The sequence below is a fragment of the Pseudomonas sp. NPDC099000 genome, assembly GCF_044759925.1.
Taxonomy (GTDB): Bacteria; Pseudomonadota; Gammaproteobacteria; order Pseudomonadales; family Pseudomonadaceae; genus Aquipseudomonas.
Genome location: NZ_JBIWAF010000001.1, coordinates 229285 through 253670, shown reverse-complemented (window position 1 = coordinate 253670; position 24386 = coordinate 229285). Strand labels below are relative to the sequence as shown.

Sequence of the window (24386 nt, the reverse complement as noted above, 5' to 3'; positions counted from 1 at the left end):
GGGCTCCTCAGTTCCAGGCGTGGCGCGCGGGCTTCACGCCGTTGAGCAAGTAGTTGCCGATCAGGTGGTATTTCCAGCGTGCCGGGTCGTGCAGCGTGTGGGTCCGGGCGTTGCGCCAGTGGCGGTCGAGGTTGTACTTGCCGAGCACCGAGCGGGTGCCGGCCAGTTCGAAGAGTTTGCTGCTGGCGAGCAAGGCGATTTCCGCAGACAGGACTTTCGCCTGGGCGACCACCACTGAGGCGCGGGCCACCGTGTCTTCATTGGCGTTGAGCAGCGCTGCGTCGATGGCTTGCCCGGCCTTTTTGAGGATCGCTTCGGTGCCGTGGACGCGCCATTCGAGATCGCCAATCGCAGCGATGCTGAACGGGTCCTGCCAGCCATGATCATGCCCACTGTCGATCCATGGCCGTGATTCGCGGGCGTAGCGTTTGGTTTCTTCCAGAGCGCCGACGGCGATGCCGGTGTCCACGGCGGCCTGGATGATTTGCGAGATCGGGCCGTCGGCGGTGGGTTCATCGAACGCCTTGTGGGCCGGGATCACCGCACTGAGCGGGACCTTCACCGCGTCCAGCGTCACGCCGCCGCTGGCCGTGGTGCGTTGGCCGAAACCGTCCCAGCTGTCGATCACCGTCAGGCCGGGGTTGTCGCGCTCGATAAACGCGATGAAAGCCTTGTTCTCTTCATCCACCGCCACCGCTGGCACGATGTGCGCGAACAACGCGCCGGTGCAGTAGAACTTCTCGCCGTCGATCTGCGCGGTGTCTTTGTCGAAACGAATACGAGTTTCGAAGGCGCCAGCGTTTTTGCTTTTGGATTCGGAGAAGGCGTTGCCGAAGCGGTAGCCCTGCAGCACTTTGCCGAAGTAGTAGCGCTTCTGCTCTTCGGTGGCAGTTTGCAGCAAGATGTCGAGGACGCCGAGGTGGTTTTGCGGGATCTGGCCGAGGGATGAATCGGCGGCGGAAATGATTTTGATCACTTCGGCGACTGTCACGTAGGAAACGCCCACGCCGCCGTATGCCTTGGGAACGGTGATGCCCCAGAGACCGCTGGCGGAGAACTCGTCGAGCTCGGCGATTGGCAGGCGTCGCTCGCGATCCCGCACGCTGGCTTCGATGGCGAAGCGTGCGGCGACCTTGTGAGCGACGGCGATGGCTTCGGCGTCAGAGTGGATGACGTGGGCGGTGCGAGGGGGTTGGGCAGAGGCTGTCATGGGCCGACTCCGGATTTCGGGTGAGTACCCGAGATCTCTTTCACAAGTCGTGCCAGAATATCTATTCCTTATTATTCAACTGGTTATGCAAAAAAACATGCATTATCCGATAAAGAATATGCAGCAAACTGACGTTTACCTGTTGCTTGAGCAACAGCATGTAGAGGAACTTGTCAGCGCTCTGGCTTACAGAACGCTGAGCATGCCATCGAAGCAGCAATCAAAACCAACTTATAAGTCCTCTCAGCTTATAAACAGGAACGTTTAGATTGATCTCTCAGCCAAGTGAATTTCATAGGAAACCGGTTTTGACTCCCATCCATTACCACCGCCACCCGGGTAGACCATATACGTAAATGGAACCTTTCCCTGGCCTGAGTAGTTAAGGAAGAATTCTTTTAGCACCACCACCTCTATCTCTTCACCTTCCTGCCCCGTAAGTGTATAGGTGCAGACAGCTTCTTTTTTAATGTGAATATCAACTTCATCACCAGGAGAAGCATCAGACCAACGAGAAATAATAGCCGTCCCGCCCTTTTCGACCGCCGACATCGTGATCACCCCATCGATAGCTTCTTTAATTTTAAGCGGGTCCAAATCCATTTCCTCATTCCTCTAGTACACGTTCGTGAGAAGCGCTTACAGCAGTGAATTTGCACCGCTGATGTTATGAAGCGCTGAACGCTATTGAAAGCTCAATGACGTTTAACGTCTACTGTCAGAAATTACAGGTACACGCTCATTTCCGATGAGCGGTAATCAGGGCTTAGATCACCACGTTTCGCACAAATCGCGCCGCCACCGGCCCATCGTTGCGATAGGCATGGGGCTGGTCGCTGGCAAACATGTAGAACTCGCCGGCCGCGATCTCATGGGGGGTGTCGCCCAGCATCAACGTCAGACAACCTTCGAACACATAGATCTGTTCACTCCACCCCTCCGCATCCGGCTGCGACGGATAAACCTCCCCCGGTTGCAGGCACCACTCCCACTGTTCCACTTCGCGAGTGGCGGTGGCTTTCGACAGCAAGACGGCTTTGCTGCCAGGAATTTTCCCGGCCCAGGCGACTTCGTTGATGCGGCTCGGGTCGCGGGCATCCGGGGCCTGGATCAGATCGCTGAACGCCACGTCCAGCGCTTCGGCCACGCGGTCGAGGGTGGTGAGGCTGACGTTCTTCTCGCCGGCCTCGATGGCCACCAGCATGCGGCGGCTGACCCCGGACTTTTCCGCCAGCGCGGTCTGGCTCATGTCGGCGGCATGGCGCAGGCGTCGGACGTTCTGGCTGACGTGCTGGAGGACCGAAGCCCGCTGGGTAGAATCTTTGTGCACTATATTGCTCACTTGGTGGGGTTGGGCAGTATACTGCGCAACATTCGGCGCATTGTGCGTCTCCCTCAGGTAGCGCGCAAGGTCATGACGTCTGTGAACACCTCTCACACTTCTTCCCGTTTCTCGCGGTTCAGCAAGGCCGAGTGCGTGCTGGTGCTGATCACCATGGTCTGGGGCGGGACATTCTTGCTGGTGCAGCATGCGATGACCGTCAGCGGACCGATGTTTTTTGTCGGCCTGCGCTTTGCCGCGGCGGCAATCATTGTGGCGCTGTTCTCCTGGCGCCATCTGCGGGAACTGACCCTGTTCGAACTCAAGGCCGGGGCGTTTATCGGCGTGGCGATCATGCTTGGCTACGGCCTGCAGACCGTGGGCTTGCAGAGCATTCCCAGCAGTCAGTCGGCGTTTATTACCGCGTTGTACGTGCCCTTCGTGCCATTGCTGCAATGGCTGGTGCTGGGGCGGCGTCCGGGGTTGATGCCGAGCATCGGCATCATGCTGGCGTTTACCGGGTTGATGTTGCTGTCCGGGCCTGCGGGCGCTTCGTTAAATTTCAGTCCGGGTGAAATCGCCACATTGATCAGCGCGGTCGCGATTGCGGCGGAGATCATTCTGATCAGCACCTATGCCGGTCAAGTCGATGTGCGCCGGGTGACGGTGGTGCAACTGGCGACCACGTCGGTGCTGTCGTTCCTGATGGTGGTGCCGACACAGGAAGTGATTCCGGATTTTTCATGGCTGTTGCTGTGCAGTGCGTTGGGCCTGGGTGCAGCGAGTGCGGCGATCCAGGTGGCGATGAACTGGGCGCAGAAAAGCGTCTCGCCGACCCGGGCGACGTTGATTTATGCGGGCGAGCCGGTATGGGCCGGGATTGTCGGAAGGATCGCCGGGGAGCGGTTGCCGGCGATTGCGCTGGTGGGCGCGGGGTTGATTGTGGCGGCGGTGATTGTGAGTGAGTTGAAGACCAAGGGTAAAGATCGCGAAATGATTGAGGAAGAGTTGGAAAGCGAGCCCGTCGACTCAAATGAATGAGCATCACAACCGACGTTCAAGCTTCCAACTTTCTGGAATCAGTCTGCTCCCGCGCTTACTCTGGTAATGACCGGATAATGTCAGCGAGATCATCTCTGGTGAAACCGTTAGATTTTATGGCCGCAGCCACATCGTCCTTGGAAAGTGGGAAGCGCTTGAAGATTTCCTTGAGCGTATCGGCATCAATATTTGACATCCAAAGCGGATCGATAAACGAGCCTCCATATTCCGGCTTCATTGGCACTTCTTCGTGTGCTATTGCACCCTTATGATTCAAGTAAACGACATAACGGTCATGCCCTTCAGGAAAGCTCTTGTCATGATAAAGCGTGGTACCGAGGGGAAGCACATAGTAGTTTTCATCGCCATTCGGCCCTTCAATAAGCAACGGCTCTTTAGTCTTAATCATTTTCATATCGTGCGCCCTCGAAACGTTATTAATCACAACATATGCCAAAACGATCACATTGATCAGAATCAATCCGGCTAGCCACAAAGGAAACTTGTTATTTGTAAACATTCTTTTTGTCATAACGCGCCTCGGTATTCCCTTCGAGCATAGCCTGCAAATCTGCTGGCATAAAAATGCCATCCTGTGTCCATTTCTGTGTGCGGGCTGCCTGCCTCTCTGTCCATGAAAGCCCTCTCATCTCTCGATACTCTGCAGGATTCTGCACGATCGTCTTACCTGAAACCTTGGCCCCCTCAATCGTCACCGTCGTGCAGTTGTTGGTGGTCGGATGATAGTTAGCTGGTAAGACGTAACGTATAGCGGTAGCAGTCTTTTTCCTTAACTCTTTTTTCTGCGCCACGACCCCATCAAAGTGAGCAATCACCGCTTCAGCGTTGGCGTTCTCTAAATAGTAGACAAAACCGGTCGTTGTTCTCCCGAGGCTATTTTCTCCTGAAATATAAGCTTTGAAAGAGGTCCAGACATTTAAAACACCCTCACCTTCACTATCAAAGGTTCCCCAGGTTTTTCCATACCGTCCGAAATCATACGTAATGTCTTTGCTGCCCACGACTACATGAAGCGCCGCATGCCCAAAAAGATGCTCTTCCTTGTCACGAGTGTATGGACCACCGACCAGTAATTCCATGTAGGCACCGGAAACTACCAACTGATTGATTTTCGTAGTTTTGCCTGACGCCCCTACAGTTTTTGCCGTCTGCGTCGTACTCGACGCCTTAGTAGAATCAACCATTAAAGATGTTCCGTATCTTCAAGTTTTGGGAACTTTATGCTGCAGCTTCCCCTCGGGACATTTGGCACATGAACAAATCCATTTTCATCGAGAACGCCGGTGATCACCGCACCATCTGGCAGTGTCAATTCATAGGACTCGTTAGGAATCGGCTCCTCTCTATCATTGAGCAATTGAAATTCGACGAAAGTCTTTTCCTGCAAAAGTTTGCGGAAAATATTACTGACACCGCTGCCCCCAGCATCGCCGACAAATGTATCTGGAGAACCTGCCGTGATTGTGGCGCCGCAGCCGTTAACGATCCCACATGCGCCACATCTTTACCGAGTCCAAAAACGTGTGGGGCGCCCGTTGTTATTGGATTACTACCGTGAAGGGGACAGGAATAGATGTCTCCCACCAAGGCTATCGGGAGAGTGTTAACAAAAATAGGGCTTGAGCCGGTCGAGATGTTTCCGCCGTGACTTCCTGGGTCTCCAAGTCGCGCAACTGGCTTTCCTGCCATGATTTCTCTCCTTTGAACATCAAGAATCGCGAATAGTACATGATCCGCACGATCGATTTTGTGTTGATGTCAGCCCCGGAACATACCTACAAGCAAAGCATCTGTTTCCGGCCTTTGGCCGGTTGACTGCCCTGCCCTCACTCCCTATCCTCGCGCCTGTCACGACTCATTCGTGATCGGGTTTGACGGCTCGGTGGTTCCAAGCGCAGATAGTTCTCCAACTTTGCTCGTGCACTTGCGTGCTCGACGTAAATCTCAATGGTGACTGTGTGCGGGGCACTTTCGAGTGCGCCGGGTACTTGGACCGGTCCGTCAACCTGCACACAGTTGCCACCCAATTCGTTTGACGGCGATGCGGTGGCGGCTCTTTGACTTCCAAGAGGCTCCACCAATGACCGAACCAACCACAAAATCCACCCCCTTCGCCCGCTGCGACCACGTCGACCACCACCTCTTCGCCGTACAACCCGACATCCCGTTACTCGACGCCCTCGAACACGCCGCGGTCTACCTCAGCTGCGCCGAAGCCCTCGCCCATCAAGCCCCCACCGCCACCCGCCCGGAACATAAAGCTTCATTACGCTGGGCCAGCCAGCAAATGCTCGGTACTGCGCGCTCGTTGGTTCAAGCATCCATCGACGGGATGCACGCAACCCAAGCTGGAGGTGATGTATGAACCCGCATATGCCAATGACCAACAATGACTGCGACATACCGGTGTTACTGGTCGCCACTCAAGCGCCGCTGGACGTGTTGCACAGCAATGCGGCAACACGGTTTCTGGCAGTGACGCAAATGATGGAAAGTTTGGCCAGTCTTGATATCACTCAAGCCAAGGGGGCCGATGTGCAGCAACTGGCGCATGCGGCGGCAATGTTGTTGCGTGATGGGTGTGATGTGATGGATGTACTGGGTCGGCAGATTAGGGCGCAGCTCTGACGGTCGTCGTTTGATCGTCGAGATTGATGTTGACTGCCAGGGCCTCATCGCGAGCAGGCTCGCTTGTATGTTTAGACTTGAAGGGGGGGGCGAGTCTGCTCGCGAAGGGGCCGCACCTGCTAAAACAGTCCTTCGAAAACAATGTAAATCAGGCTTTTCCCGTCTACCGTGAAGGATTCTGCGACAGCTTGGCGTTTGGTGATCGGGGAGCTGGCACGTATGATGCTTCACAAACTTCCGCAGATTAGAAGCCTATGTCCCTGATAGTTCTACTGCTTCTGCCTTTTATCGGCAGCTGTCTGGCGGCTTTGCTGCCACACAACGCGCGTAATACCGAATCTTTGTTGGCTGGCCTGGTGGCCTTGATTGGCACCGTGCAAGTTGCCCTCTTGTACCCGCAAATCGCCGATGGCGGCGTCATTCGTGAAGAGTTCTTCTGGCTGCCCAGCCTGGGCCTGAACTTCGTCCTGCGCATGGACGGCTTCGCCTGGCTGTTCTCGATGCTGGTGCTGGGCATCGGCACGCTGGTTTCTTTATACGCCCGCTATTACATGTCGCCGGACGATCCGGTGCCGCGCTTCTTTGCGTTTTTTCTGGCGTTCATGGGCGCGATGCTCGGGTTGGTGATCTCCGGCAACCTGATCCAGATCGTGTTTTTCTGGGAGCTGACCAGCCTCTTTTCATTCCTGCTGATCGGCTACTGGCACCACCGCGCCGATGCGCGACGCGGTGCTTATATGGCGCTGATGGTCACCGGCGCAGGCGGTTTGTGCTTGCTGGCGGGGGTCATGCTGCTCGGCCATGTGGTCGGCAGCTATGACCTGGACAAGGTCCTGGCCGCCGGCGACCTGATTCGCGCGAACCACCTCTACCCTATCCTGCTGCCCCTGATCCTGATCGGCGCCCTGAGCAAAAGCGCGCAGTTCCCCTTCCACTTCTGGCTGCCTCACGCGATGGCGGCGCCGACACCGGTTTCGGCTTATCTGCACTCGGCGACCATGGTCAAGGCCGGGGTGTTCCTGCTCGCGCGGCTATGGCCGTCACTGTCCGGCAGTGAAGAATGGTTCTACATCGTCAGCGGCGCCGGGGCCTGCACCCTGTTGCTTGGCGCGTACTGCGCGATGTTCCAGAACGACCTCAAGGGTTTGCTGGCCTATTCGACCATCAGCCACCTCGGCCTCATCACTCTGCTCCTGGGTCTGAACAGTCCGTTGGCCGCCGTGGCCGCGGTGTTTCACATCCTCAACCACGCCACGTTCAAGGCCTCGCTGTTCATGGCCGCCGGGATCATCGACCACGAAAGCGGCACCCGCGACATTCGCAAACTCAGCGGCCTGATCAAGCTGATCCCGTTCACTGCCACCCTGGCGATGGTCGCCAGCGCCTCGATGGCCGGCGTGCCGCTGCTCAACGGCTTCCTGTCGAAAGAAATGTTCTTCGCCGAAACCGTGTTCATCAACGCCACGGCCTGGGTCGAGATGACCTTGCCAATTGTCGCGACCATTGCCGGCACCTTCAGCGTCGCCTATTCGCTGCGCTTTACCGTTGACGTGTTCTTCGGCCCGACCGCCACCGACCTGCCCCACACCCCGCACGAACCACCACGCTGGATGCGCGCGCCGGTGGAGCTGTTGGTGTTCGCCTGTTTGGTCGTGGGGATTTTCCCGGCGCAAGTGGTCGGCCCCTTGCTGGCCGCTGCGGCCCAGCCGGTGGTGGGCGGCACCTTGCCGGAATACAGCCTGGCGATCTGGCACGGCTGGAACGCGCCGATGATCATGAGCCTGATCGCCATGTCCTGCGGCATCGTGCTGTACCTGCTGTTGCGCAATCAGCTCAAACTCGGGCGTTTCAAATACCCGCCGATCATTGGGCGGTTCAACGGCAAGCGCCTGTTCGAGCGCAGCCTTGTGGTCATGATGCGCCTGGCCCGTCGGCTGGAGCGGCGGATCAGCACCAAGCGCCTGCAAACCCAATTGTTCCTGGTGGTCCTCGCAGCAGTGCTGGCCGGGTTGATCCCGATGCTGCACAGCAGCCTGAGTTGGGGTGACCGGCCGAAGATTCCGGGGTCGATCGTGTTCGTGACCCTCTGGCTGCTGGCGATTGCCTGCGCCCTCGGCGCGGCGTGGCAGGCCAAGTATCACCGGCTCGCGGCCCTGACCATGGTCAGCGTCTGCGGCCTGATGACCTGCGTGACCTTCGTCTGGTTCTCGGCGCCGGACCTGGCGCTGACGCAATTGGCAGTGGAAGTGGTGACCACGGTGTTGATCCTCCTCGGTCTGCGCTGGCTACCTCGGCGGATCGAAGAGGTGTCGCCGCTGCCGAGCACCCTGCGCAAGGCGCGCATCCGCCGTATCCGCGACTTGCTGCTGTCGACCGTGGTCGGTGGCGGCATGGCGTTGCTGTCCTACGCGATGCTGACGCGCCAGACGCCCAACTATATTTCTTCGTTCTACCTCAGCCGCGCCCTGCCCGAAGGCGGCGGCAGTAACGTGGTCAACGTGATGCTGGTGGACTTCCGTGGCTTCGACACCCTCGGTGAAATCACCGTGTTGGCGGCCGTGGCCCTGACCGTGTTCGCCCTGCTGCGACGCTTCCGCCCTCCGAAAGAAAGCCTGCAATTGCCGGCCCAGCAGCGCCTGCTCGCGCCCGACGTCGTCACTGACCTGGTCAACCCGCGTCAGGCCAGCGACACCGCGCTCGGCTTCATGATGGTCCCCGCGGTGCTGGTGCGCTTGCTGTTGCCGATTGCGGTGGTGGTGTCCTTCTACCTGTTCATGCGCGGGCACAATCAACCGGGCGGCGGTTTCGTCGCCGGGCTGGTGATGTCGGTCGCGTTCATCCTGCAATACATGGTCGCCGGCACCCAGTGGGTCGAGGCGCAAATGAGCCTGCGGCCGCTGCGCTGGATGGGCACCGGCCTGCTGTTCGCCACGGTCACCGGGCTCGGTGCGATGGCGGCCGGGTATCCGTTCCTCACAACCCACACCTGGCATTTCGAACTGCCGGTGCTGGGCGACATTCACGTCGCCAGCGCGCTGTTCTTCGACATCGGCGTGTACGCCGTGGTGGTCGGTTCGACGCTGTTGATCCTCACTGCCCTCGCTCACCAATCGGTTCGAGGTCACAAGACCGCTGCCCTGCCTAGATCCGTCGCCACCAAAGGAGCCGTCTGATGGAAGAAGTCATCGCAATCGCCATCGGCGTCCTGGCCGCGTCCGGCGTCTGGCTGATCCTGCGCCCACGGACGTTTCAGGTGGTGATGGGCCTGTGCCTGCTGTCCTACGGCGTCAACCTGTTCATCTTCAGCATGGGCAGCCTGTTCATCGGCAAGGAGCCGATCATCAAGGACGGCGTGCCGCAGGACTTGTTGCATTACACCGACCCCTTGCCGCAAGCGTTGGTGCTGACCGCCATCGTGATCAGCTTTGCCATGACCGCGCTGTTTCTGGTCGTGCTGCTGGCCTCGCGCGGCTTGACCGGGACCGACCATGTCGATGGCCGGGAGCCTAAAGAATGACTGCGATGACGCACCTGATCGCCGCACCGATTCTGCTGCCGCTGCTGACCGCCGCCCTCATGCTGATGCTGGGCGAGAAACACCGGCCGTTGAAGGCCAGGATCAACCTGTTCTCCAGCCTGCTGGGCCTGGGGATTTCCGTGTTGTTGCTGCAATGGACCCAAACCACTGGCGTGCCCGGTTCGATCGGCGTCTACTTGCCGGGCAACTGGCAGGTGCCGTTCGGTATCGTGCTGGTGGTCGATCGCCTGTCGGCGTTGATGCTGGTGCTGACCGGGATCATCGGCGTCAGCGCCTTGCTGTTCGCCATGGCGCGATGGGACGGCGCCGGTTCAAGTTTTCACGCGCTGTTCCAGATTCAGATGATGGGCCTTTACGGCGCGTTCCTCACGGCGGATCTGTTCAACCTGTTCGTGTTCTTCGAGGTGCTGCTGGCGGCCTCCTACGGCCTGATGCTCCACGGTTCGGGCCGGGCGCGGGTGTCGTCAGGGTTGCATTACATCTCGATCAACCTGCTGGCGTCGTCGCTGTTCCTGATCGGCGCGGCGCTGATTTATGGCGTCACCGGCACGCTGAACATGGCGGATCTGGCGCTGAAAATCCCGCTGGTGCCGGAAGCCGATCGCGGCCTGCTGCATGCCGGCGCGGGGATTCTCGCCGTAGCGTTCCTGGCCAAGGCCGGAATGTGGCCGCTGAACTTCTGGCTGGTGCCGGCCTATTCGGCGGCCAGTGCGCCGGTGGCGGCAATGTTCGCGATCATGACCAAGGTCGGCGTGTACACCTTGCTGCGCCTATGGACGCTGCTGTTCTCCGGTCAGGCCGGGGCGTCGGCGTACTTTGGCGGCGACTGGCTGATCTACGGCGGCATGGCGACCATCGCCTGCGCCGGCGTGGCGATCCTCGCCGCACAACGCCTGGAACGCATGGCCAGCCTGAGCATTCTGGTGTCGGCGGGGATCCTGCTGTCGGCCATCGGTTTTGCCCAGCCGAACCTGATCGGCGCAGCGCTGTTCTATCTGGTCAGCTCGACCCTGGCGTTGAGCGCGCTGTTCCTGCTCGCCGAGTTGATCGAGCGTTCCCGCTCGGCCAATGAAATGCCGCTGTTCGACGACGGCGACCTGCTGCCTCGGCCGATGGAATCCCTGCAACCGCCCAAAGGCATCAACCTCGACGACGAACAGAAAGCCGTGGTCGGCCAGGTGATTCCCTGGACCATGGCCTTCCTCGGCTTGAGCTTCATTGCCTGCTCGCTGCTGATCATCGGCATGCCGCCACTGTCCGGGTTTATTGGCAAACTCAGCTTGCTGAGTGCCCTGCTCAACCCGTTGGGGCTGGGTAATGGCGCTGATGAACCGGTGTCGAACGCGGCGTGGGGTCTGCTGGCGTTGTTGATCCTGTCCGGGCTGGCGTCGCTGATTGCCTTCTCGCGGTTGGGCATCCAGCGTTTCTGGACACCCGAAGAACGGCCATCACCATTACTACGCCGCTTCGAATGCGTGCCGATCTTCGTCCTGCTGGGCCTGAGCGTTGCGCTGACTTTCAAGGCCGACCCGCTGCTGCGCTACACCCAGGCGGCCGCTGATGCATTGAACAACCCGCAGCAATACGTCATGGCGGTGCTTGGCACGCGCGTGGTGCCGAGCCCGGAAGCCAGGCCCGCGATGCTGGAGGTGCAGCCATGAAGCGACTGTTTCCGGCACCGTGGTTGTCGCTGGCGTTGTGGCTGTTGTGGCTGGTGCTGAACCTGTCGATGAGCCCCGGCAACCTGTTGCTCGGCGCGCTGCTGGGGTTCTGCGCACCGCTGATGATGCGTAAGCTGCGGCCGCTGCCGATCCGCATTCGTCGGCCCGGGGTGATCCTGCGTTTGTTCTTTCTGGTCGGCCGCGACGTGCTGGTGTCCAACCTCGTCGTGGCCTGGGGGGTGCTCAACGCCGGTCGTCGTCCACCGCGCTCGCGCTTCATCAAGGTGCCGCTGGACTTGCGCGACGCCAACGGCCTCGCGGCGCTGTCGATGATCTGCACAGTGGTGCCTGGGACGGTCTGGTCGGAACTGGCGCTGGACCGCAGCATCCTGTTGCTGCACGTGTTCGATCTGGACGATGAAGCGTTGTTTATCGAGCACTTCAAGTCGACCTACGAGCGCCCCTTGATGGAGATCTTCGAATGAGCGAATTGCTGTCGAACGCGATCCTGCTGAGCCTGTTCATTTTTTCCCTGGCGATGATCCTGACCCTGATTCGCCTGTTCAAAGGCCCCTCGGCCCAGGACCGGGTTCTGGCGCTGGACTACCTATACATCATCGCGATGCTGATGATGCTGGCGCTGGGCATTCGGTATGCCAGTGACACTTACTTCGAGGCGGCGCTGCTGATCGCCCTGTTCGGCTTCGTCGGCTCGTTTGCCCTGGCCAAATTCCTGCTGCGTGGCGAGGTGATCGAATGAGCGCGGAACTGTCTCTTTGGGTTGAAATTCCGGTGGCGATCCTGCTGGTGCTCGGCAGTCTGTTTGCGCTGATCGGCGCCATTGGCCTGGTGCGGATGAAGGATTATTTCCAGCGCATGCACCCGCCGGCACTGGCCTCGACCTTGGGGGCGTGGTGCGTGGCGCTGGCCTCGATCATTTACTTTTCGGCGCTCAAGTCCGGGCCGGTGCTGCACGCCTGGCTGATTCCGATTCTGTTGTCGATCACGGTGCCGGTGACCACATTGCTGTTGGCGCGGGCAGCGTTGTTTCGCAAGCGCATGGCGGGGGATGATGTGCCGGCTGAGGTGAGTAGTCGGCGCACGGAAAGCGGGAGTTAATTCACAAGAATTGTGTTGGATGTCAGGGCCTCTTCGCGGGCAAGCCTCGCTCCTACAGGATCGTGGGAAATCACCAACGTGTGGTCGACCCAAAACCTGTAGGAGCGAGGCTTGCCCGCAAAGCTTTTCAGATCCAGGCAACAGCCAATAACCCCGCGCCCAACACCACACACAGTGGCGAATAGGCCCAGGTATCCAGCCGGGCAAACTTCGAATCCTTGACCTGCTTGAAGAACCCCACCAGATTCGAATCGCCGATCGCCCGGGCAAACATCAGCATCGCAATGGCGCTGATCACCCATTGCAGCGACCAGTGATGCACCGTCGGAAAATACAGACCGACCCGCAGGCACACCAGCATTGCGATCAGCAGCAACCCGACCGCCACCAACAGCGTGGCAAAGCCTGAAGGCTTGAAGGCCGGCCTGGATTCCCCGCCACCCTCTGCCGATATTCGCGGGACCGCAGCCTCGCTTCCCAGCTTGCCTCCCGCCGCCCAGTACAAATGGACCAGGCTGATCAAGAGAAAGATTGCAGCAATCCATTGCGCGACCATTAGGCTCATATTCAAACTTCCAGCGTGAAATGTCGCAGCAGGATGAACCTCCTTGAGCGTTTTTGTAAGGGTATTTGTCATCGACGTGGGTAAAGTGCCGCTCCATGAAATTCGCCCGAACTGATCGCACATTGATGGCCTGGATGTTTTACTGCTGCGTCGTGTTTGTGTGAACGCAGCAGATCCAATGTGGGAGCGTGCCTGCTCGCGAAGGCGGTATCAGCCTCACCGCATCACTTCAACTCTGCAGAGACTTTATCCGCCACATCCTTCGGCACCCACGCCTGCCATACCTCAGGATGCGCCTTCATGAACGCCTCGGCCGCCTGACGTGGCGGGGTGTGTTTTTCGCTCATTTCAGCCAGTGCCTTGTTCAAGGGCTCGATCGGAAAATCGACCTTGCTGAAGAAGTCGGCAATCTGCGGATACTGCTTCTGAAAAGGCGTAGACACGCCAATCGACAGTTTCGAGGCCAGCGAGCGAGTCGGTTTCGGATTGGGGTTGTCAGCGTCCGTCAGGGTTTTCCAGGCTTCGGCATCAAAGGGCGGCTCCTCCAGCTGAATCAACTTGAAGCGCCCGAGCAACGGCGTCGGTGACCAGTAATAAAACAGCACCGGCTTGCCGCGACGGATCGACGAACTGATCTCTGCATCCAGTGCCGCACCGGAACCGCTGCGGAAATTCACATAGCTGTCGTTCAGGCCATAGGCCGTGAGTTTCTGTTTGTTCACCACTTCCGATGTCCAGCCAATCGGGCTGTTGAGGAAGCGGCCCTTGCCCGGGGTTTCCGGATCGCTGAACACATCCTTGTACTTGGGCAGGTCGCTGACACTGCGCAAACCTGGCGCCAACGGTTTGATGCCTCTGGCCGGGTCGCCCTTGATCACATATTCGGGCACCCACCAGCCTTCGGTCGCACCCTTGACCGTATCGCCCAGGCTCACGACTTTGCCCTCGGCTTCAGCCTTGACCCAGACAGGACTGCGACCGGCCCACTCTTCGCCAATGACCTGAATGTCATTGTTGGCCAAGGCGGTTTCCAGGGTGATGGTGGTCCCGGGCAAGGTGTCGGTCGGCAGGCCGTAGCCCTTCTCGACGATGATCCGCAGGATGTCGGTGATCAGGCTGCCACTTTCCCAGTTCAGGTCGGCGAAGTGGATTGGCGCCTGGGCAGCGGATACCGGAACGGGTGAACTCAACACACCCAACGTGGCCAAGGCAACGGCCAACAACCGTCGAAATCCTTTCATGCTTTTGCACCTCGTGCTGTTCACAGCAATAGCAGGATGGCCTGACAGAAGACCGCAAGCCTCTGAATACTCAGTCAACTGACTGTAGTAGAGGTTCCTGCTTTCGAGGGGCGTGATTCAATTTTCGGAAGTTTCCTGCAAGCGTGCCAGCTCTCTTCTTACCATGCTGGCGTAGGCCGCCGGCCGCAGCGTGTAGATCTGTGACGCCACCCAAGTCAGCCAGCCTCCCTGCAGAACAGCCTTGTGCTCGAACAGCCGCCGGGCTTCGACGTGCGCACTGGCCTGGTTCTGTTCGTGGAAATCGGCGCGGGTCAGGGTCATTACTCGCTGGACTTGAACGTCACCAGTTCGCCCTTGCGCCACTTGGCGGCTTTGGCGGTCACGGCTTTCAGGGTTTTGGTCAGGCCTTCCTGCAACTGCTGATGCGCAGCGAAGACCATCACCACGCTATGACCTTCCTTGAACACAATCGCGTGACCCTCTGCGGTGGTGACAAAGGCGTAATCGCCCAGCCCGTAAACCGTCAGTTTGATTTCACGGAACTTGATGTCGAGCTTGCCGCCTTCACGACTGGGCAGAACCGAAGCGCTGAAATGATCGCCGACCTTGAGCTTCAGCCCTGGCTTGTCATCGACCACCAGCGCCTCTTCAGTGTCGATCTCGGCAATGTAAATGCCTTCAGCGTTCTGTTCGGTGATGTAAACGAAACGTGACTGAAACTGTTTAACCAGCTTTGCGCGCAAATCACCCAGCACGAACAAAGCATGCATATCGAGATTACTTACTGCCAAGGAAACATCCCCACATCTGAAAATGATGCCGCACGCAGAAAAAGCGCACAGCAGAAAAAAGCGGCCATGCCGAAGTTTTACCGTAAGACCCGGGTTGTAATCCTGAGCCGAGCAGAGCGCTCATGCCTCGCGAGGTCAGTGAGATTACTGGAATCTCACTCGCGCCGTCCTCTGTGAAAGTCGTCAGATGTTGAAGGAAAACGCCTTTCTTACAGCCAGAGGAAACCGGATTACCAACTTTAGGGAAAAAACTCTTTAAAAAAAGCACTTTTCCGACATATCGCCAGTAAAAAATTGCTTTAGATGAACACCATTCGCCAACCAATGATGGTGATTCTAGAGCAGCGATGCTCACCGAGACTACCCAAAACGACGTACACACGTCGGCAAAACAATGAAAAGGACTTCATATGTGCACCATGACTCACTTCGCTTCCCCTCAGGCAACGCGCGCGAACAGCTGCGCGCCCTTGCACCCGGCGGTGTTCCAGCCCCATGAGTTGCAGCCTGAAAGCCTTCTGCTGCCGCGCTTCCAGGTCGTGCTAGCCGGTAACGCCTTCTTCCATATCAAGGAAATTTCCACGGGTCGTGTAAGAGGTTTCCGTGGCTGCCATAACGAAGCGTGCGCCCTTGCCCGCTCACTTGAGTCTCGCATCTGACGCGCTCGCCTGCGTTCATGTCTATAGACGTTTCGTCATGCCGGCGACTTAACTCAGCCGCCGGCAGGCAACTACTGCCATACTGCCCGACCAATGAAATCCGTCCTCAGGACGGACGGCGTTCAATACAACAACATATTTCCAAGGGAAGGCAGCTACGTGACGGAATTTGATATCGGTGAATTTTTTATCCGGGGCGAAGCCAGAGAGGTCGAAGGCGAATTCCAGGCAGTCATTGTCATGCGTGCCAAACCACCCTTGACCGCGGTGACGTATCACCAGGTCGAGAAGGATCGCTGGTTCAAAACCTCGGATGTCGCCGCCGTCGCCGCCCAGGAAGCTGCCAAAGAGCTGAAACTTGCCGTCGATAACGGTGCATTGAAAGCCTGATCGTCCGATTTGCCGTCTATGCTCTCTCCTGCTTTCCAACATCGCTTTCGAACTCCTGAAGCGCGGCCCCCTCAGATGCAATGAAGCCGCACCTCAGATCGCGACCCGCAAGGAGATGAAGATGGATTCACCTACACACGACTTGAAAGGTTTGTTCGACCAGCTCGGCCTGAACTCCAGCCAGAAAGCCATCGACGATTTCATCGCCAGCCATTCCCCTTTGGCCGACGACAAGAAACTCATCGATGCCGAGTTCTGGACGCCGCAACAAGCAGGCTTTCTCAAAGAACAATTGCGTGAAGATGCCGATTGGGCGCGGGTGGTCGATGACCTGAACCTGCGTATGCATCAGGTTCACTAGCCCGCCTGTCTTCCGACAACGATAAACCTGTGGTGAGGGAGCTTGCCTGTGGAGAGCGGGCTTCTGTGGCGAGGGGGCTTGCCCCCGTTCGGCTGCGCAGCAGTCGTCAATCCGGACTACTCGGTTTGTCTGAAAGGACCTAGGGGGCCGCTTCGCGACCCAACGGGGGCAAGCCCCCTCGCCACAGGCAAGCCTCCCTCACCACAGATGCCCCCTCGCCACAGGTTAATCATCAATTGTTCTATTTCTTGGGACTCTCGGGTTTATAACCCAACCGCAATCCACCCCAATGCCTGCCTTTAAGCATGATCGGCACCGAGAGGTCGTGCATCAGTTCGCCGGTGTCGCGGGTATAGGTCTGCAACAACACAGGCTGTTGATGGCTGCCACAGCGGATGCCGGTGCGGTCGGCGAATTTGCGCTTGGTGCGGTTTTGTACCGTATCAACCTGCGCATCACCGGTCAGCGGCTGACTGAAGATTGTGTTATGGGTGGGCACGTAACCCTGCTGGGTGCAGGCGATGGCAAACACCAGACCTTCATGGCGAGGCAGCACCGGTTCCTGGATGGCGGGCAAGACCTGATCGGTGTAGCGATCGAAGCGCGTCTGAAACTTGGCCGGGCTGGTGTTGGGGATTGCCTGGTAACTGCGATCAAACAGATCATCCAGGCTGACACGACCCTGATCGATGTCCGCTTCGAAGCGCGCAGCAATTTGGCTGGCGCCTTCGCGAGCCAGGTCATAAATCCGTTGGTGGTAGTCATCCAGCCCGACTTCGGCCAGACGCTCGCTGATGGTTTCGGCCTGACCTTCCATTTGCACCGCTGCCTGAGCCAGGCGCTGGGTCTGCTGGTCGCTGACCGCCAGGTCGCTGCGCATCTGTTCGATAGCGTGAAACAGGCTGTCGAGTTGTTCGCGGTTGGTGTCCGCGCCCTTGGCGATTTCCCCGACCTGATGCTCGACGCCGGCGGCCAGGCGCGCAATGTTTTCCAGGTGCTGGCCGGTGTGCTCGACCTGCTCGACACCGATGTCGAGGTCGCTGGACAGTTGCCGGATCTGCTCCACCACCTGCGCCGTGCGTTGCTGGATATCGGCGACCATCTCCCCGACTTCGCCAGTCGCCGTCGCCGTGCGCGCCGCCAGACCGCGAACCTCATCCGCCACCACCGCAAACCCGCGACCGTGTTCCCCGGCCCGAGCCGCTTCGATCGCGGCGTTCAGAGCCAGCAGGTTGGTCTGACTGGCGATGGATTGAATCACCAGGGTGACCCGTTGAATATCGTCACTGCGCAGGCTCAGGGCCTCGATCAGTTCGCGACTGTTACTGGCGCGCTGACTGAGCTGATGCATGCGGCTGATGGACTCGATCAGTTCCGTGCGCCCTGCCGCGCTGCTCTGATGAGCTTCGCTGGCGGCACTGAGGGCTTCGCGACTGAGTTTCGAGGTGGCTTGTTCGGTCGCGATCATCACTTCGGCGTTGCTGACGATTTGCGCCGCCGCGTCGAGTTGCGATTGCAGTTTGTCGGCCAGTTGCTTGACCGAAAAGGCCACGCCCGCGGCCGACAAAGCGTTATGACTGGTGGTGTAGGAAAGATCGCGGGTCAACTCGGCGATGGCGATGGCACTGGCGCCGTCGGCAGGCGTTGCTTTGGGCGTGGCGCGCGAGCGCAGGCGAGGCAGCCAGATCACCAGCACCGCCAGTGGCAGACAAAGGTAAAGCGACCAGCCACCCAGCGCCATGCCGCACAGCAAGAGCATCAGGGCGATGCTTTGCAGGGTTGGCGTCAGCCAAAGGTTTTTCGGCAAAAACACTGGTGCAGGCACTGCCGCAACCAGAGATCCGTCTCTCGTCATCTTCGTCACCCCATGTACCTTCTAATTGTTGTGCCTGCATTAAACGCCACTACAGGGCCATTATCTATGGTCCATTAGTAGTGGGCGTTGCAGCAGATCAATAGAAGTACGCGAGCTTTTCGCAGACGGCAAAAAGCATCGCGGGCAAGCCTCGCTCCTACAGGTTCATCGTGAACCGTGAGAGCGGGATTGCCCGCGATGCGGGGCGCTACGAAATCAGGCCTGACGCTGGTGCTTGTCGATCTGTTCGTGACGCTCTTGAGCTTCGATGCAGTATTTGGTGGTCGGGCTGATCAGCAGGCGTTTCAGGCCGATGGCCTCGCCGCTGTCGTCGCACCAGCCGAAGCTGTCTTCTTTGATGCGTTCCAGAGCCTGTTCCAACTGAGGCAGCATGCGCTGGTCGCGATCGATCGCGTTCACCAGCCAGGTGCGCTCTTCTTCGACAGAAGCAGCGTCGGCCGGATCGGCTGGGGTGTCCAGGCTCTCGATGGCGATGCGGTTCTGTTCGATGCGTTCATGGGTTTCGACTTTCATGTTCTGCAACAGCTCGGAGAAGAAAGCATGTTGCTCGGCATTCATGTAGTCATCCGCCGGCATGGCCAGCAACTTGTCCTTTGTCATTGATATCTCTATAAAAAAACGTGCATTAAGGCGAATTAGGGAGCGTTCCGGTGGACCCAGGTCTGGCCATCGGAAAGGCGCCGTTTATTCCAAGCGCCACCCGGCACTCAATTTACGAGGGCCGGCAGTCTAAGGCCGACTTGAGGCCTCAGCAACTGAAAAGACAGCGAATTTGTCCGACAAAGCCCGGAAAGTGCTCTATGGCAACCTCTGCGGTGGTTATCGGAGTGCGTTTATAGCAAGAAATTCAATCGAGCGGCTGTATAGAGAAGACAAACGGCTGCGCCACGCGGGTCAGGCGTGGCGCATTGGCTGTCCGTTCTACGACTCAGCGCTTGAGTTTACGTTTGTTACGGTATTGGTCGATCACCACCGCTACCACAATAATCAGTCCCTTGATGATGTCCTGAATATACGCATCCACCCCGACAAAGGTAAACCCGCTGGCCATCACCCCGAGAATCAAGGCACCGATCACGGTACCGGTGATGCGCCCAACGCCGCCGGCCAGGCTGGTGCCGCCGATCACCGCTGCGGCAATCGCGTCCAGCTCATAGGACATGCCCATGCCCGCCTGCCCGGTCGCGGCACGCGCCGAGGCCACCACTCCTGCCAGACCTGCCAGCAACCCGGCGATGCTGTAGACGATCACCAAGTGACGCTTGACGTTGATCCCCGAGGTGCGCGCCGCCTGCATATTACCGCCGATGGCGTAGGTGTACTTGCCGTACTTGGTGTAGCGCAGGGCAATATGAAAGATCACCGCGACGACCAGAAAAATGATCACCGGCATGGCGCCATGGCCGATGGCCGTGTAGGAGTCCGAGAGCATGCTCACCGGCTGACCTTCGGTGTAGAACCGCGCCAGGCCACGGGCTGACACCATCATGCCGAGGGTGGCAATGAACGGCGGGATCCCGGTGATGGCAATGATGCTGCCGTTGATCGCGCCCGCCAGCAGTCCCACGCCGAGCCCGGCGATTACCGGAATCCACACGGGCAAGTCAGTCAGTGACGGAAACACCGCCCGGGCGAAATCCGAGGTTTGGGCCAGACTGGCAGCGATCATCGCGGACAGCGCCAGCACCGAACCGGACGACAGGTCGATACCGGTGGTAATGATGACCTGGGTCACGCCAATCGCCAGCAGGCCGATGATCGATACTTGCAGGATCATCAGCACCAGGCGCTGGGAGTTCATCAGGAAGCTTTGGTCGCGCACGATCCAGCCGAAGACTTCGAAGACCAGGCCGATGCCAATCAGCACCAGGAAGATACTCAACTCGGTCGGAAAGCGCCGGCGACTCTTGACCGCTGTCGTTGCTGGTTTGTTTTCCAGTATCGCGTTCATAACCCACCCTTTAAATAAAATGCATGTGGCGAGGGAGCTTGCTTGTGGCGAGGGGATTTATCCCCGTTGGGCTGCGAAGCGGCCCCAAAAGAGTGGGACTGCTGCGCAGTCCAACGGGGATAAATCCCCTCACCACAGAATCCCTGATCACCACTGAACTCTGCTTACCCCTGGACTCTGTTCACCCTTGACTCAATGGCGTACGGACATGCCCGATGCCAGTTGCATGACCCGTTCCTGGGTCGCTTCGCTGCGGTCGAGGGTGCCCATCAGGTCGCCCTCGTGCATGACCATCACCCGGTCGCTCATGCCGAGCACTTCCGGCAGCTCCGAAGAAATCATGATCACCGCCATGCCTTCGCTGGCGAGGTAGGAAATGAGTCGGTAGATCTCGGCCTTGGCGCCGACATCGATGCCGCGGGTCGGCTCGTCGAGGATCAGGATCCGTGGATTGGTCATCAGCCAGCGCGCCAGCAAGGCTTTCTGCTGGTTGCCACCGGACAAGGTATCAATGCACTGCTCAAGCGATGGGGTTTTCACCCGCAGCTTCTTGCACATGTCTTCGCACAAGACCCGCAAGGCTTTCTGCTGGATGAAGCCGTGGCCGGCGTAATGCGGCAGCACCGCCATTTCCATGTTCTCCAACACCGACAGGCACGGGAACAGACCACTGAGCTTGCGGTCCTCGGTCAGCAAGGCGAAGCCCTTCTCGATCGCCATGTGCGGATCGCTGATGCGCACCACTTCGCCGTCGAGGCGAATCTCGCCGCCATCGCTCGGGGTAATGCCGAAAATCGCTTCGGCGACGTTGGTCCGACCCGACCCCATCAGCCCGGCGATGCCTAGGATCTCGCCCGCATGCAGGTCGAAGGACACGCCTTTGAAAATGCCGTCGAGCTTGAGGTCGCGCACCGACAGCAGCAGATCGCCGATCGGCTTTTCGCGCACCGGGAACAACTGGCTCAGCTCGCGGCCGACCATCATCGAAATCAGGCTGTCACCATCCATGCTGTCGGCCCGTTGCAGGCCGATGTAGGCGCCGTCACGGAACACCGCTACTTCATCGGCGATGGCGAACACTTCGTTCATTTTGTGGGTGATGTAGATGATGCCTTTGCCTTGGCTCTTGAGGTCGGCAATGATCGAGAACAGGTGCGCGACTTCCTTGTCGGTAATAGCAGAGGTCGGTTCGTCCATGATCAGGATGTCGGAGTCGTAGGACACGGCCTTGGCGATCTCGACCATCTGCCGTTCGGCGATGCTCAGGTTGCCGACCTGCTCTTCCGGGTCGAGGTTGATCCGCAGGCGTTCGAGCAATTTCGCGGTGCAGCGGTGCATTTCTCGGTGGTCGATCATGTGCAGGCTGTTGAGCTGCTCGCGGCCGATCCAGATGTTCTCGGCGATGCTCATGTGCGGCATCAGGTTGAGTTCCTGGTGGATCATCGCGATCCCGGCCTGCAGCGCGGCCAGCGGCGTTTCGAACACCACCGGTTTGCCGCGAAGGCGCAATTCGCCGGCGTCCGGCTGGTAGATGCCGGCGATGATTTTCATCAGGGTGGATTTGCCCGCACCGTTCTCGCCCATCAACGCCAGGACGGAGCCGGGGCGGACCCGAAGCTGCACGTCGGACAACGCCACCACACCGGGGAAACCCTTGCTGACGTTGATGATCTCCAGCAAGTACGGCTCATCGACAGGTGTTGCGGTTGGCTGGATACCCACCAAAGGGGTGCTCGAAGCAGTCGCTGAAGCGAACATGATCAGGTACTCCATCAGCAAGGTCGCGGTGGCAACCTTGCGTGCTTATTGTTGTTATTGGGCAGACGGGCTATTTGAACGTGTCGACGTTTTGCGGCGTGATCAAGCGGTATGGCACCCACACGGCCTGCTCAACCGGCTCGTTTTTGGCCATTTTCACGGCGGTGTCGATGGAGCCGTCGGCCTGACCTTTCGCATCCTGGAACACCGAGACCGCCAGGCTGCCTTTCTTGATCGCGTTCAAGCCGTCCGGCGTACCGTCGACACCGGCGATCAGCACGCTGCCCTTGTCGACGCCGGCCTGTTGCAGGGCCATCGCGGCACCAATGGCCATTTCGTCGTTGTTGGCCACGACCGCATCGAACTTGCGGCCCTGGGTCAGCCAGTCGTTGACCAGGGTCATGCCTTTATCCCGCAGCCAGGTGCCGGTCTGTTCTTGCTCGATCTTGATGTTCGGGTATTTGGCCAGCACCTCTTTCACGCCTTTGGTGCGGTTGGTGGTGGAGTTGTTCGCGAGGTCGCCCAACAGGATCACGATGTCGCCCTTCCCGCCCATCTTGTCGGCGAGGTATTGCATCTGCATTTCACCGGCTTCCAGGTCGTTGGAGGCCACCGTGACCACGCCTTTGGGCAGTTTCAGGTCATCCGGGCGACGGTTGACGTAGACCAGCGGAATGCCGGCCTTGACGGCGGCTTCGGTGATTTTTTTGGTGGCGGCGGTATCCACCGGGTTGACCACGATGGCATCGACTTTCTGGCTGATGAAGCTTTCGACCTGGCTCAACTGCTTGACCACGTCGCTGCGGGCGTCTTCGAATTGCAGCTGCACGCCATCGGGATAGGACTTGGCTTTCTTGTCCATGGATTCGCGCAGGTAGGTCAGCCAGGTGTCATCGAACTGGGACATGCTGACGCCGATCTTCATGTCGGCGAGTGCAGCGCCACTGGCGAACATCAGAGACAAGGCCAGTGAGGCAAAACGGATCTTGGTCTTCATGAAAAGTCTTTCTCCACATTCTTGTTGGTTTTATGGATGAGGCGTGACGATTTTCAGTAAGCAGGCAAGCGGGAAAAACGTTTAAAACCTGTGCGAGGCAGTTCGCTGGAAATGACTTTATTGGAATATTATTTCCATATCAACTCATTTTAGAATTTTATTCTGATTTGATTCCATGACGCTCAAACGGTCCTAATTTCACCACCTGACGCCGCTCGAAGCTCAGCCGCGCAGCGTCTAGAACGCGGGTGGTCGCCAGTGCATCACGGGCTTCCACAGGCAGTGGGCCACCGCTCTGTAACGCGGTTTGTAGCTGCAAATAGAACTGATTCCAGCAGCCACGCTCCGAAGGCACTCGCTCACGCACGTCGCCCTGTTCGAACCAGCCCCAGCGGCGATGCTCTTCCACGCCCCAACGCTCACCCTCGGATTTCGGCGACAGCCCGGCGAGCGCCGAGGCTTCCTGCCCGTCCAGGCCATCGACGCTGTAACAACCTTGGGTGCCGGTGACACGGAAACGCGGGCCCGGGGTGTTTTGCAGGCAGCTGCCGCCCAGGTGTGAGATCACTCCGTTGGCGTGGGTCAGGGACATAAAGAAGCCATTGTCGAAGGCCTGGTCTTTTTCCAGGTAATCCAGCTCGGCGTAGACCCGGGTTACCGGGCCGAACAGCAGCAACGCCTGATCCACCAGATGACTGCCCAGATCACGCAGGAAGCCGCCGCCACTGCCGTTGTTCACCGATTGCGGCGAGTAACGCTCGATCCGCGATTCAAAACGGGTGACGTCACCCAGCGCACCGGACTCGATGAGTTTGCGCACGGTGAGGAAGTCCGAGTCCCAGCGGCGGTTCTGGTAGACGCTGAGCTGTACGCCCTGGCGCTCGGCCATGGTGATCAGGGTTTGGGCTTGCTGCGCATCGGCCGCAAACGGCTTGTCACAGACCACTGCAACGCCGTGTTCAATACCGTCGAGCACCAGCGCCGGGCGGCCCTTGAGCGGCGTCGACACCACCAGCACATCGATTCCGGCTTCCACCAGTTGGCCGATGCTGTCGAAGGCCGGTACGCCGGGGTGCTCGGCACCTAGCAATTGTCGGCGTTCCGGGGAGCGAGTGACCACGCCCACGAACGTCGCCGCTGGCAGGCTGCTGATCAGCGGAGCATGGAAAAACCGGCCGCCATGGCCGTAACCGACAAGTCCGATGCGCATGAGTGAATTCTCCTTATGATCGTTCCCACGCTCTGCGTGGGAACGCCG

The 24386-nt window shown here is 58.8% G+C and carries 28 protein-coding genes; 12 read left to right on the top strand and 16 right to left on the bottom strand.

Annotation, left to right across the window (positions count from 1 at the left end; genetic code table 11):
* Positions 1-7: 7 nt before the first annotated feature.
* The 3 genes from ACIQV9_RS01285 to ACIQV9_RS01275 all read right to left on the bottom strand — a co-directional run bounded on the left by ACIQV9_RS01285 (position 8) and on the right by ACIQV9_RS01275 (position 2540).
* Positions 8-1210 carry an SfnB family sulfur acquisition oxidoreductase gene (locus ACIQV9_RS01285; RefSeq protein WP_403097122.1) on the bottom strand — a complete coding sequence of 401 codons (1203 nt, stop codon included), beginning with the start codon at positions 1208-1210 and terminating at the stop codon, positions 8-10.
* A 264-nt stretch (positions 1211-1474) separates the two neighbouring features.
* Positions 1475-1813 (bottom strand): hypothetical protein, encoded by a 339-nt coding sequence (locus ACIQV9_RS01280; RefSeq protein ID WP_403097119.1) that lies wholly within the window; start codon positions 1811-1813, stop codon positions 1475-1477.
* A gap of 163 nt (positions 1814-1976) precedes the next feature.
* On the bottom strand, positions 1977-2540 hold the full coding sequence (locus ACIQV9_RS01275; protein ID WP_403097117.1) for a helix-turn-helix domain-containing protein: 564 nt from the start codon (positions 2538-2540) through the stop codon (positions 1977-1979).
* On the opposite strand from ACIQV9_RS01275, the gene ACIQV9_RS01270 reads away from it, so the two are divergent.
* Positions 2535-3572: a DMT family transporter gene (locus ACIQV9_RS01270; protein ID WP_403097115.1), complete on the top strand. Its 1038-nt coding sequence runs from the start codon at positions 2535-2537 to the stop codon at positions 3570-3572. The genes ACIQV9_RS01275 and ACIQV9_RS01270 overlap by 6 nt on opposite strands.
* A 55-nt stretch (positions 3573-3627) precedes the next feature.
* Here ACIQV9_RS01270 and ACIQV9_RS01265 read toward each other — a convergent pair whose 3' ends face one another.
* From ACIQV9_RS01265 to ACIQV9_RS01255, 3 genes are all read right to left on the bottom strand, one after another.
* The gene (locus ACIQV9_RS01265) at positions 3628-3987 is read right to left on the bottom strand and encodes a hypothetical protein (protein ID WP_403097112.1); all 360 of its coding nucleotides are present in this window, start codon (positions 3985-3987) and stop codon (positions 3628-3630) included.
* A 91-nt stretch (positions 3988-4078) separates the two neighbouring features.
* Entirely contained in the window at positions 4079-4777 is a 699-nt protein-coding gene (locus tag ACIQV9_RS01260; protein ID WP_403097110.1) for a hypothetical protein, read from the bottom strand.
* Positions 4778-4901: 124 nt separating this feature from the next.
* Complete coding sequence (locus tag ACIQV9_RS01255; protein ID WP_403097107.1) at positions 4902-5282, bottom strand: PAAR domain-containing protein; 381 nt, start codon at positions 5280-5282, stop codon at positions 4902-4904.
* A gap of 391 nt (positions 5283-5673) precedes the next feature.
* Between ACIQV9_RS01255 and ACIQV9_RS01250 the strand changes: the two genes are divergently transcribed.
* From ACIQV9_RS01250 to ACIQV9_RS01215, 8 genes are all read left to right on the top strand, one after another.
* Positions 5674-5958 (top strand): DUF3077 domain-containing protein, encoded by a 285-nt coding sequence (locus tag ACIQV9_RS01250; protein ID WP_403097104.1) that lies wholly within the window; start codon positions 5674-5676, stop codon positions 5956-5958.
* Positions 5955-6221, top strand: coding sequence for a short-chain dehydrogenase (locus ACIQV9_RS01245; protein ID WP_090185231.1), 267 nt, complete (start codon positions 5955-5957; stop codon positions 6219-6221). The genes ACIQV9_RS01250 and ACIQV9_RS01245 overlap by 4 nt, the downstream gene beginning before the upstream one ends.
* Positions 6222-6475: 254 nt before the next feature.
* Positions 6476-9394 (top strand): monovalent cation/H+ antiporter subunit A, encoded by a 2919-nt coding sequence (locus ACIQV9_RS01240; RefSeq protein WP_403097100.1) that lies wholly within the window; start codon positions 6476-6478, stop codon positions 9392-9394.
* Entirely contained in the window at positions 9394-9738 is a 345-nt protein-coding gene (locus ACIQV9_RS01235) for a Na+/H+ antiporter subunit C (RefSeq protein WP_007986256.1), read from the top strand. Before ACIQV9_RS01240 ends, ACIQV9_RS01235 begins: the two co-directional genes overlap by 1 nt.
* The gene (locus tag ACIQV9_RS01230; protein ID WP_403097098.1) at positions 9735-11420 is read left to right on the top strand and encodes a monovalent cation/H+ antiporter subunit D; all 1686 of its coding nucleotides are present in this window, start codon (positions 9735-9737) and stop codon (positions 11418-11420) included. The genes ACIQV9_RS01235 and ACIQV9_RS01230 overlap by 4 nt, the downstream gene beginning before the upstream one ends.
* Positions 11417-11905: a Na+/H+ antiporter subunit E gene (locus tag ACIQV9_RS01225; protein WP_403097095.1), complete on the top strand. Its 489-nt coding sequence runs from the start codon at positions 11417-11419 to the stop codon at positions 11903-11905. The genes ACIQV9_RS01230 and ACIQV9_RS01225 overlap by 4 nt, the downstream gene beginning before the upstream one ends.
* A complete protein-coding gene (locus ACIQV9_RS01220) occupies positions 11902-12180 on the top strand; it encodes a K+/H+ antiporter subunit F (RefSeq protein WP_007935991.1) in 279 nt (92 codons plus the stop codon). Before ACIQV9_RS01225 ends, ACIQV9_RS01220 begins: the two co-directional genes overlap by 4 nt.
* Entirely contained in the window at positions 12177-12539 is a 363-nt protein-coding gene (locus tag ACIQV9_RS01215) for a Na+/H+ antiporter subunit G (protein WP_403097092.1), read from the top strand. Before ACIQV9_RS01220 ends, ACIQV9_RS01215 begins: the two co-directional genes overlap by 4 nt.
* Before the next feature lie 127 nt (positions 12540-12666).
* Here ACIQV9_RS01215 and ACIQV9_RS01210 read toward each other — a convergent pair whose 3' ends face one another.
* The 4 genes from ACIQV9_RS01210 to ACIQV9_RS01195 form a co-directional block, all read right to left on the bottom strand.
* The gene (locus tag ACIQV9_RS01210) at positions 12667-13104 is read right to left on the bottom strand and encodes a DUF3995 domain-containing protein (protein ID WP_403097089.1); all 438 of its coding nucleotides are present in this window, start codon (positions 13102-13104) and stop codon (positions 12667-12669) included.
* A gap of 224 nt (positions 13105-13328) precedes the next feature.
* Positions 13329-14345, bottom strand: coding sequence for an ABC transporter substrate-binding protein (locus ACIQV9_RS01205; protein ID WP_403097086.1), 1017 nt, complete (start codon positions 14343-14345; stop codon positions 13329-13331).
* A gap of 117 nt (positions 14346-14462) precedes the next feature.
* Entirely contained in the window at positions 14463-14666 is a 204-nt protein-coding gene (locus ACIQV9_RS01200; protein WP_403097083.1) for a hypothetical protein, read from the bottom strand.
* Positions 14666-15136 carry a hypothetical protein gene (locus ACIQV9_RS01195; protein WP_403097081.1) on the bottom strand — a complete coding sequence of 157 codons (471 nt, stop codon included), beginning with the start codon at positions 15134-15136 and terminating at the stop codon, positions 14666-14668. Before ACIQV9_RS01195 ends, ACIQV9_RS01200 begins: the two co-directional genes overlap by 1 nt.
* A gap of 410 nt (positions 15137-15546) precedes the next feature.
* Here ACIQV9_RS01195 and ACIQV9_RS01190 point away from each other — a divergent pair, with 410 nt between their 5' ends.
* The 3 genes from ACIQV9_RS01190 (at position 15547) to ACIQV9_RS01180 (ending at position 16546) form a co-directional block, all read left to right on the top strand.
* Entirely contained in the window at positions 15547-15795 is a 249-nt protein-coding gene (locus ACIQV9_RS01190) for a hypothetical protein (protein WP_403097079.1), read from the top strand.
* 159 nt (positions 15796-15954) lie between these two features.
* A complete protein-coding gene (locus ACIQV9_RS01185; protein WP_403097639.1) occupies positions 15955-16185 on the top strand; it encodes a hypothetical protein in 231 nt (76 codons plus the stop codon).
* Between the two features lie 121 nt (positions 16186-16306).
* On the top strand, positions 16307-16546 hold the full coding sequence (locus ACIQV9_RS01180; protein ID WP_403097076.1) for a DUF2789 domain-containing protein: 240 nt from the start codon (positions 16307-16309) through the stop codon (positions 16544-16546).
* A 241-nt stretch (positions 16547-16787) separates the two neighbouring features.
* Here ACIQV9_RS01180 and ACIQV9_RS01175 read toward each other — a convergent pair whose 3' ends face one another.
* From ACIQV9_RS01175 to ACIQV9_RS01150, 6 genes are all read right to left on the bottom strand, one after another.
* Positions 16788-18014: a methyl-accepting chemotaxis protein gene (locus ACIQV9_RS01175; protein WP_403097636.1), complete on the bottom strand. Its 1227-nt coding sequence runs from the start codon at positions 18012-18014 to the stop codon at positions 16788-16790.
* 603 nt (positions 18015-18617) lie between these two features.
* Positions 18618-19022 carry a TraR/DksA family transcriptional regulator gene (locus ACIQV9_RS01170; protein WP_007907888.1) on the bottom strand — a complete coding sequence of 135 codons (405 nt, stop codon included), beginning with the start codon at positions 19020-19022 and terminating at the stop codon, positions 18618-18620.
* A gap of 328 nt (positions 19023-19350) precedes the next feature.
* Positions 19351-20373, bottom strand: coding sequence for an ABC transporter permease (locus tag ACIQV9_RS01165; RefSeq protein ID WP_403097074.1), 1023 nt, complete (start codon positions 20371-20373; stop codon positions 19351-19353).
* A 192-nt stretch (positions 20374-20565) separates the two neighbouring features.
* Positions 20566-22131, bottom strand: a complete 1566-nt coding sequence (locus tag ACIQV9_RS01160; RefSeq protein WP_403097070.1) for a sugar ABC transporter ATP-binding protein — start codon at positions 22129-22131, stop codon at positions 20566-20568.
* A 70-nt stretch (positions 22132-22201) separates the two neighbouring features.
* Positions 22202-23128: a sugar ABC transporter substrate-binding protein gene (locus tag ACIQV9_RS01155; RefSeq protein ID WP_010459630.1), complete on the bottom strand. Its 927-nt coding sequence runs from the start codon at positions 23126-23128 to the stop codon at positions 22202-22204.
* A 157-nt stretch (positions 23129-23285) separates the two neighbouring features.
* Positions 23286-24338, bottom strand: a complete 1053-nt coding sequence (locus ACIQV9_RS01150) for a Gfo/Idh/MocA family protein (RefSeq protein WP_403097066.1) — start codon at positions 24336-24338, stop codon at positions 23286-23288.
* Between the last annotated feature and the right edge of the window lie 48 nt (positions 24339-24386).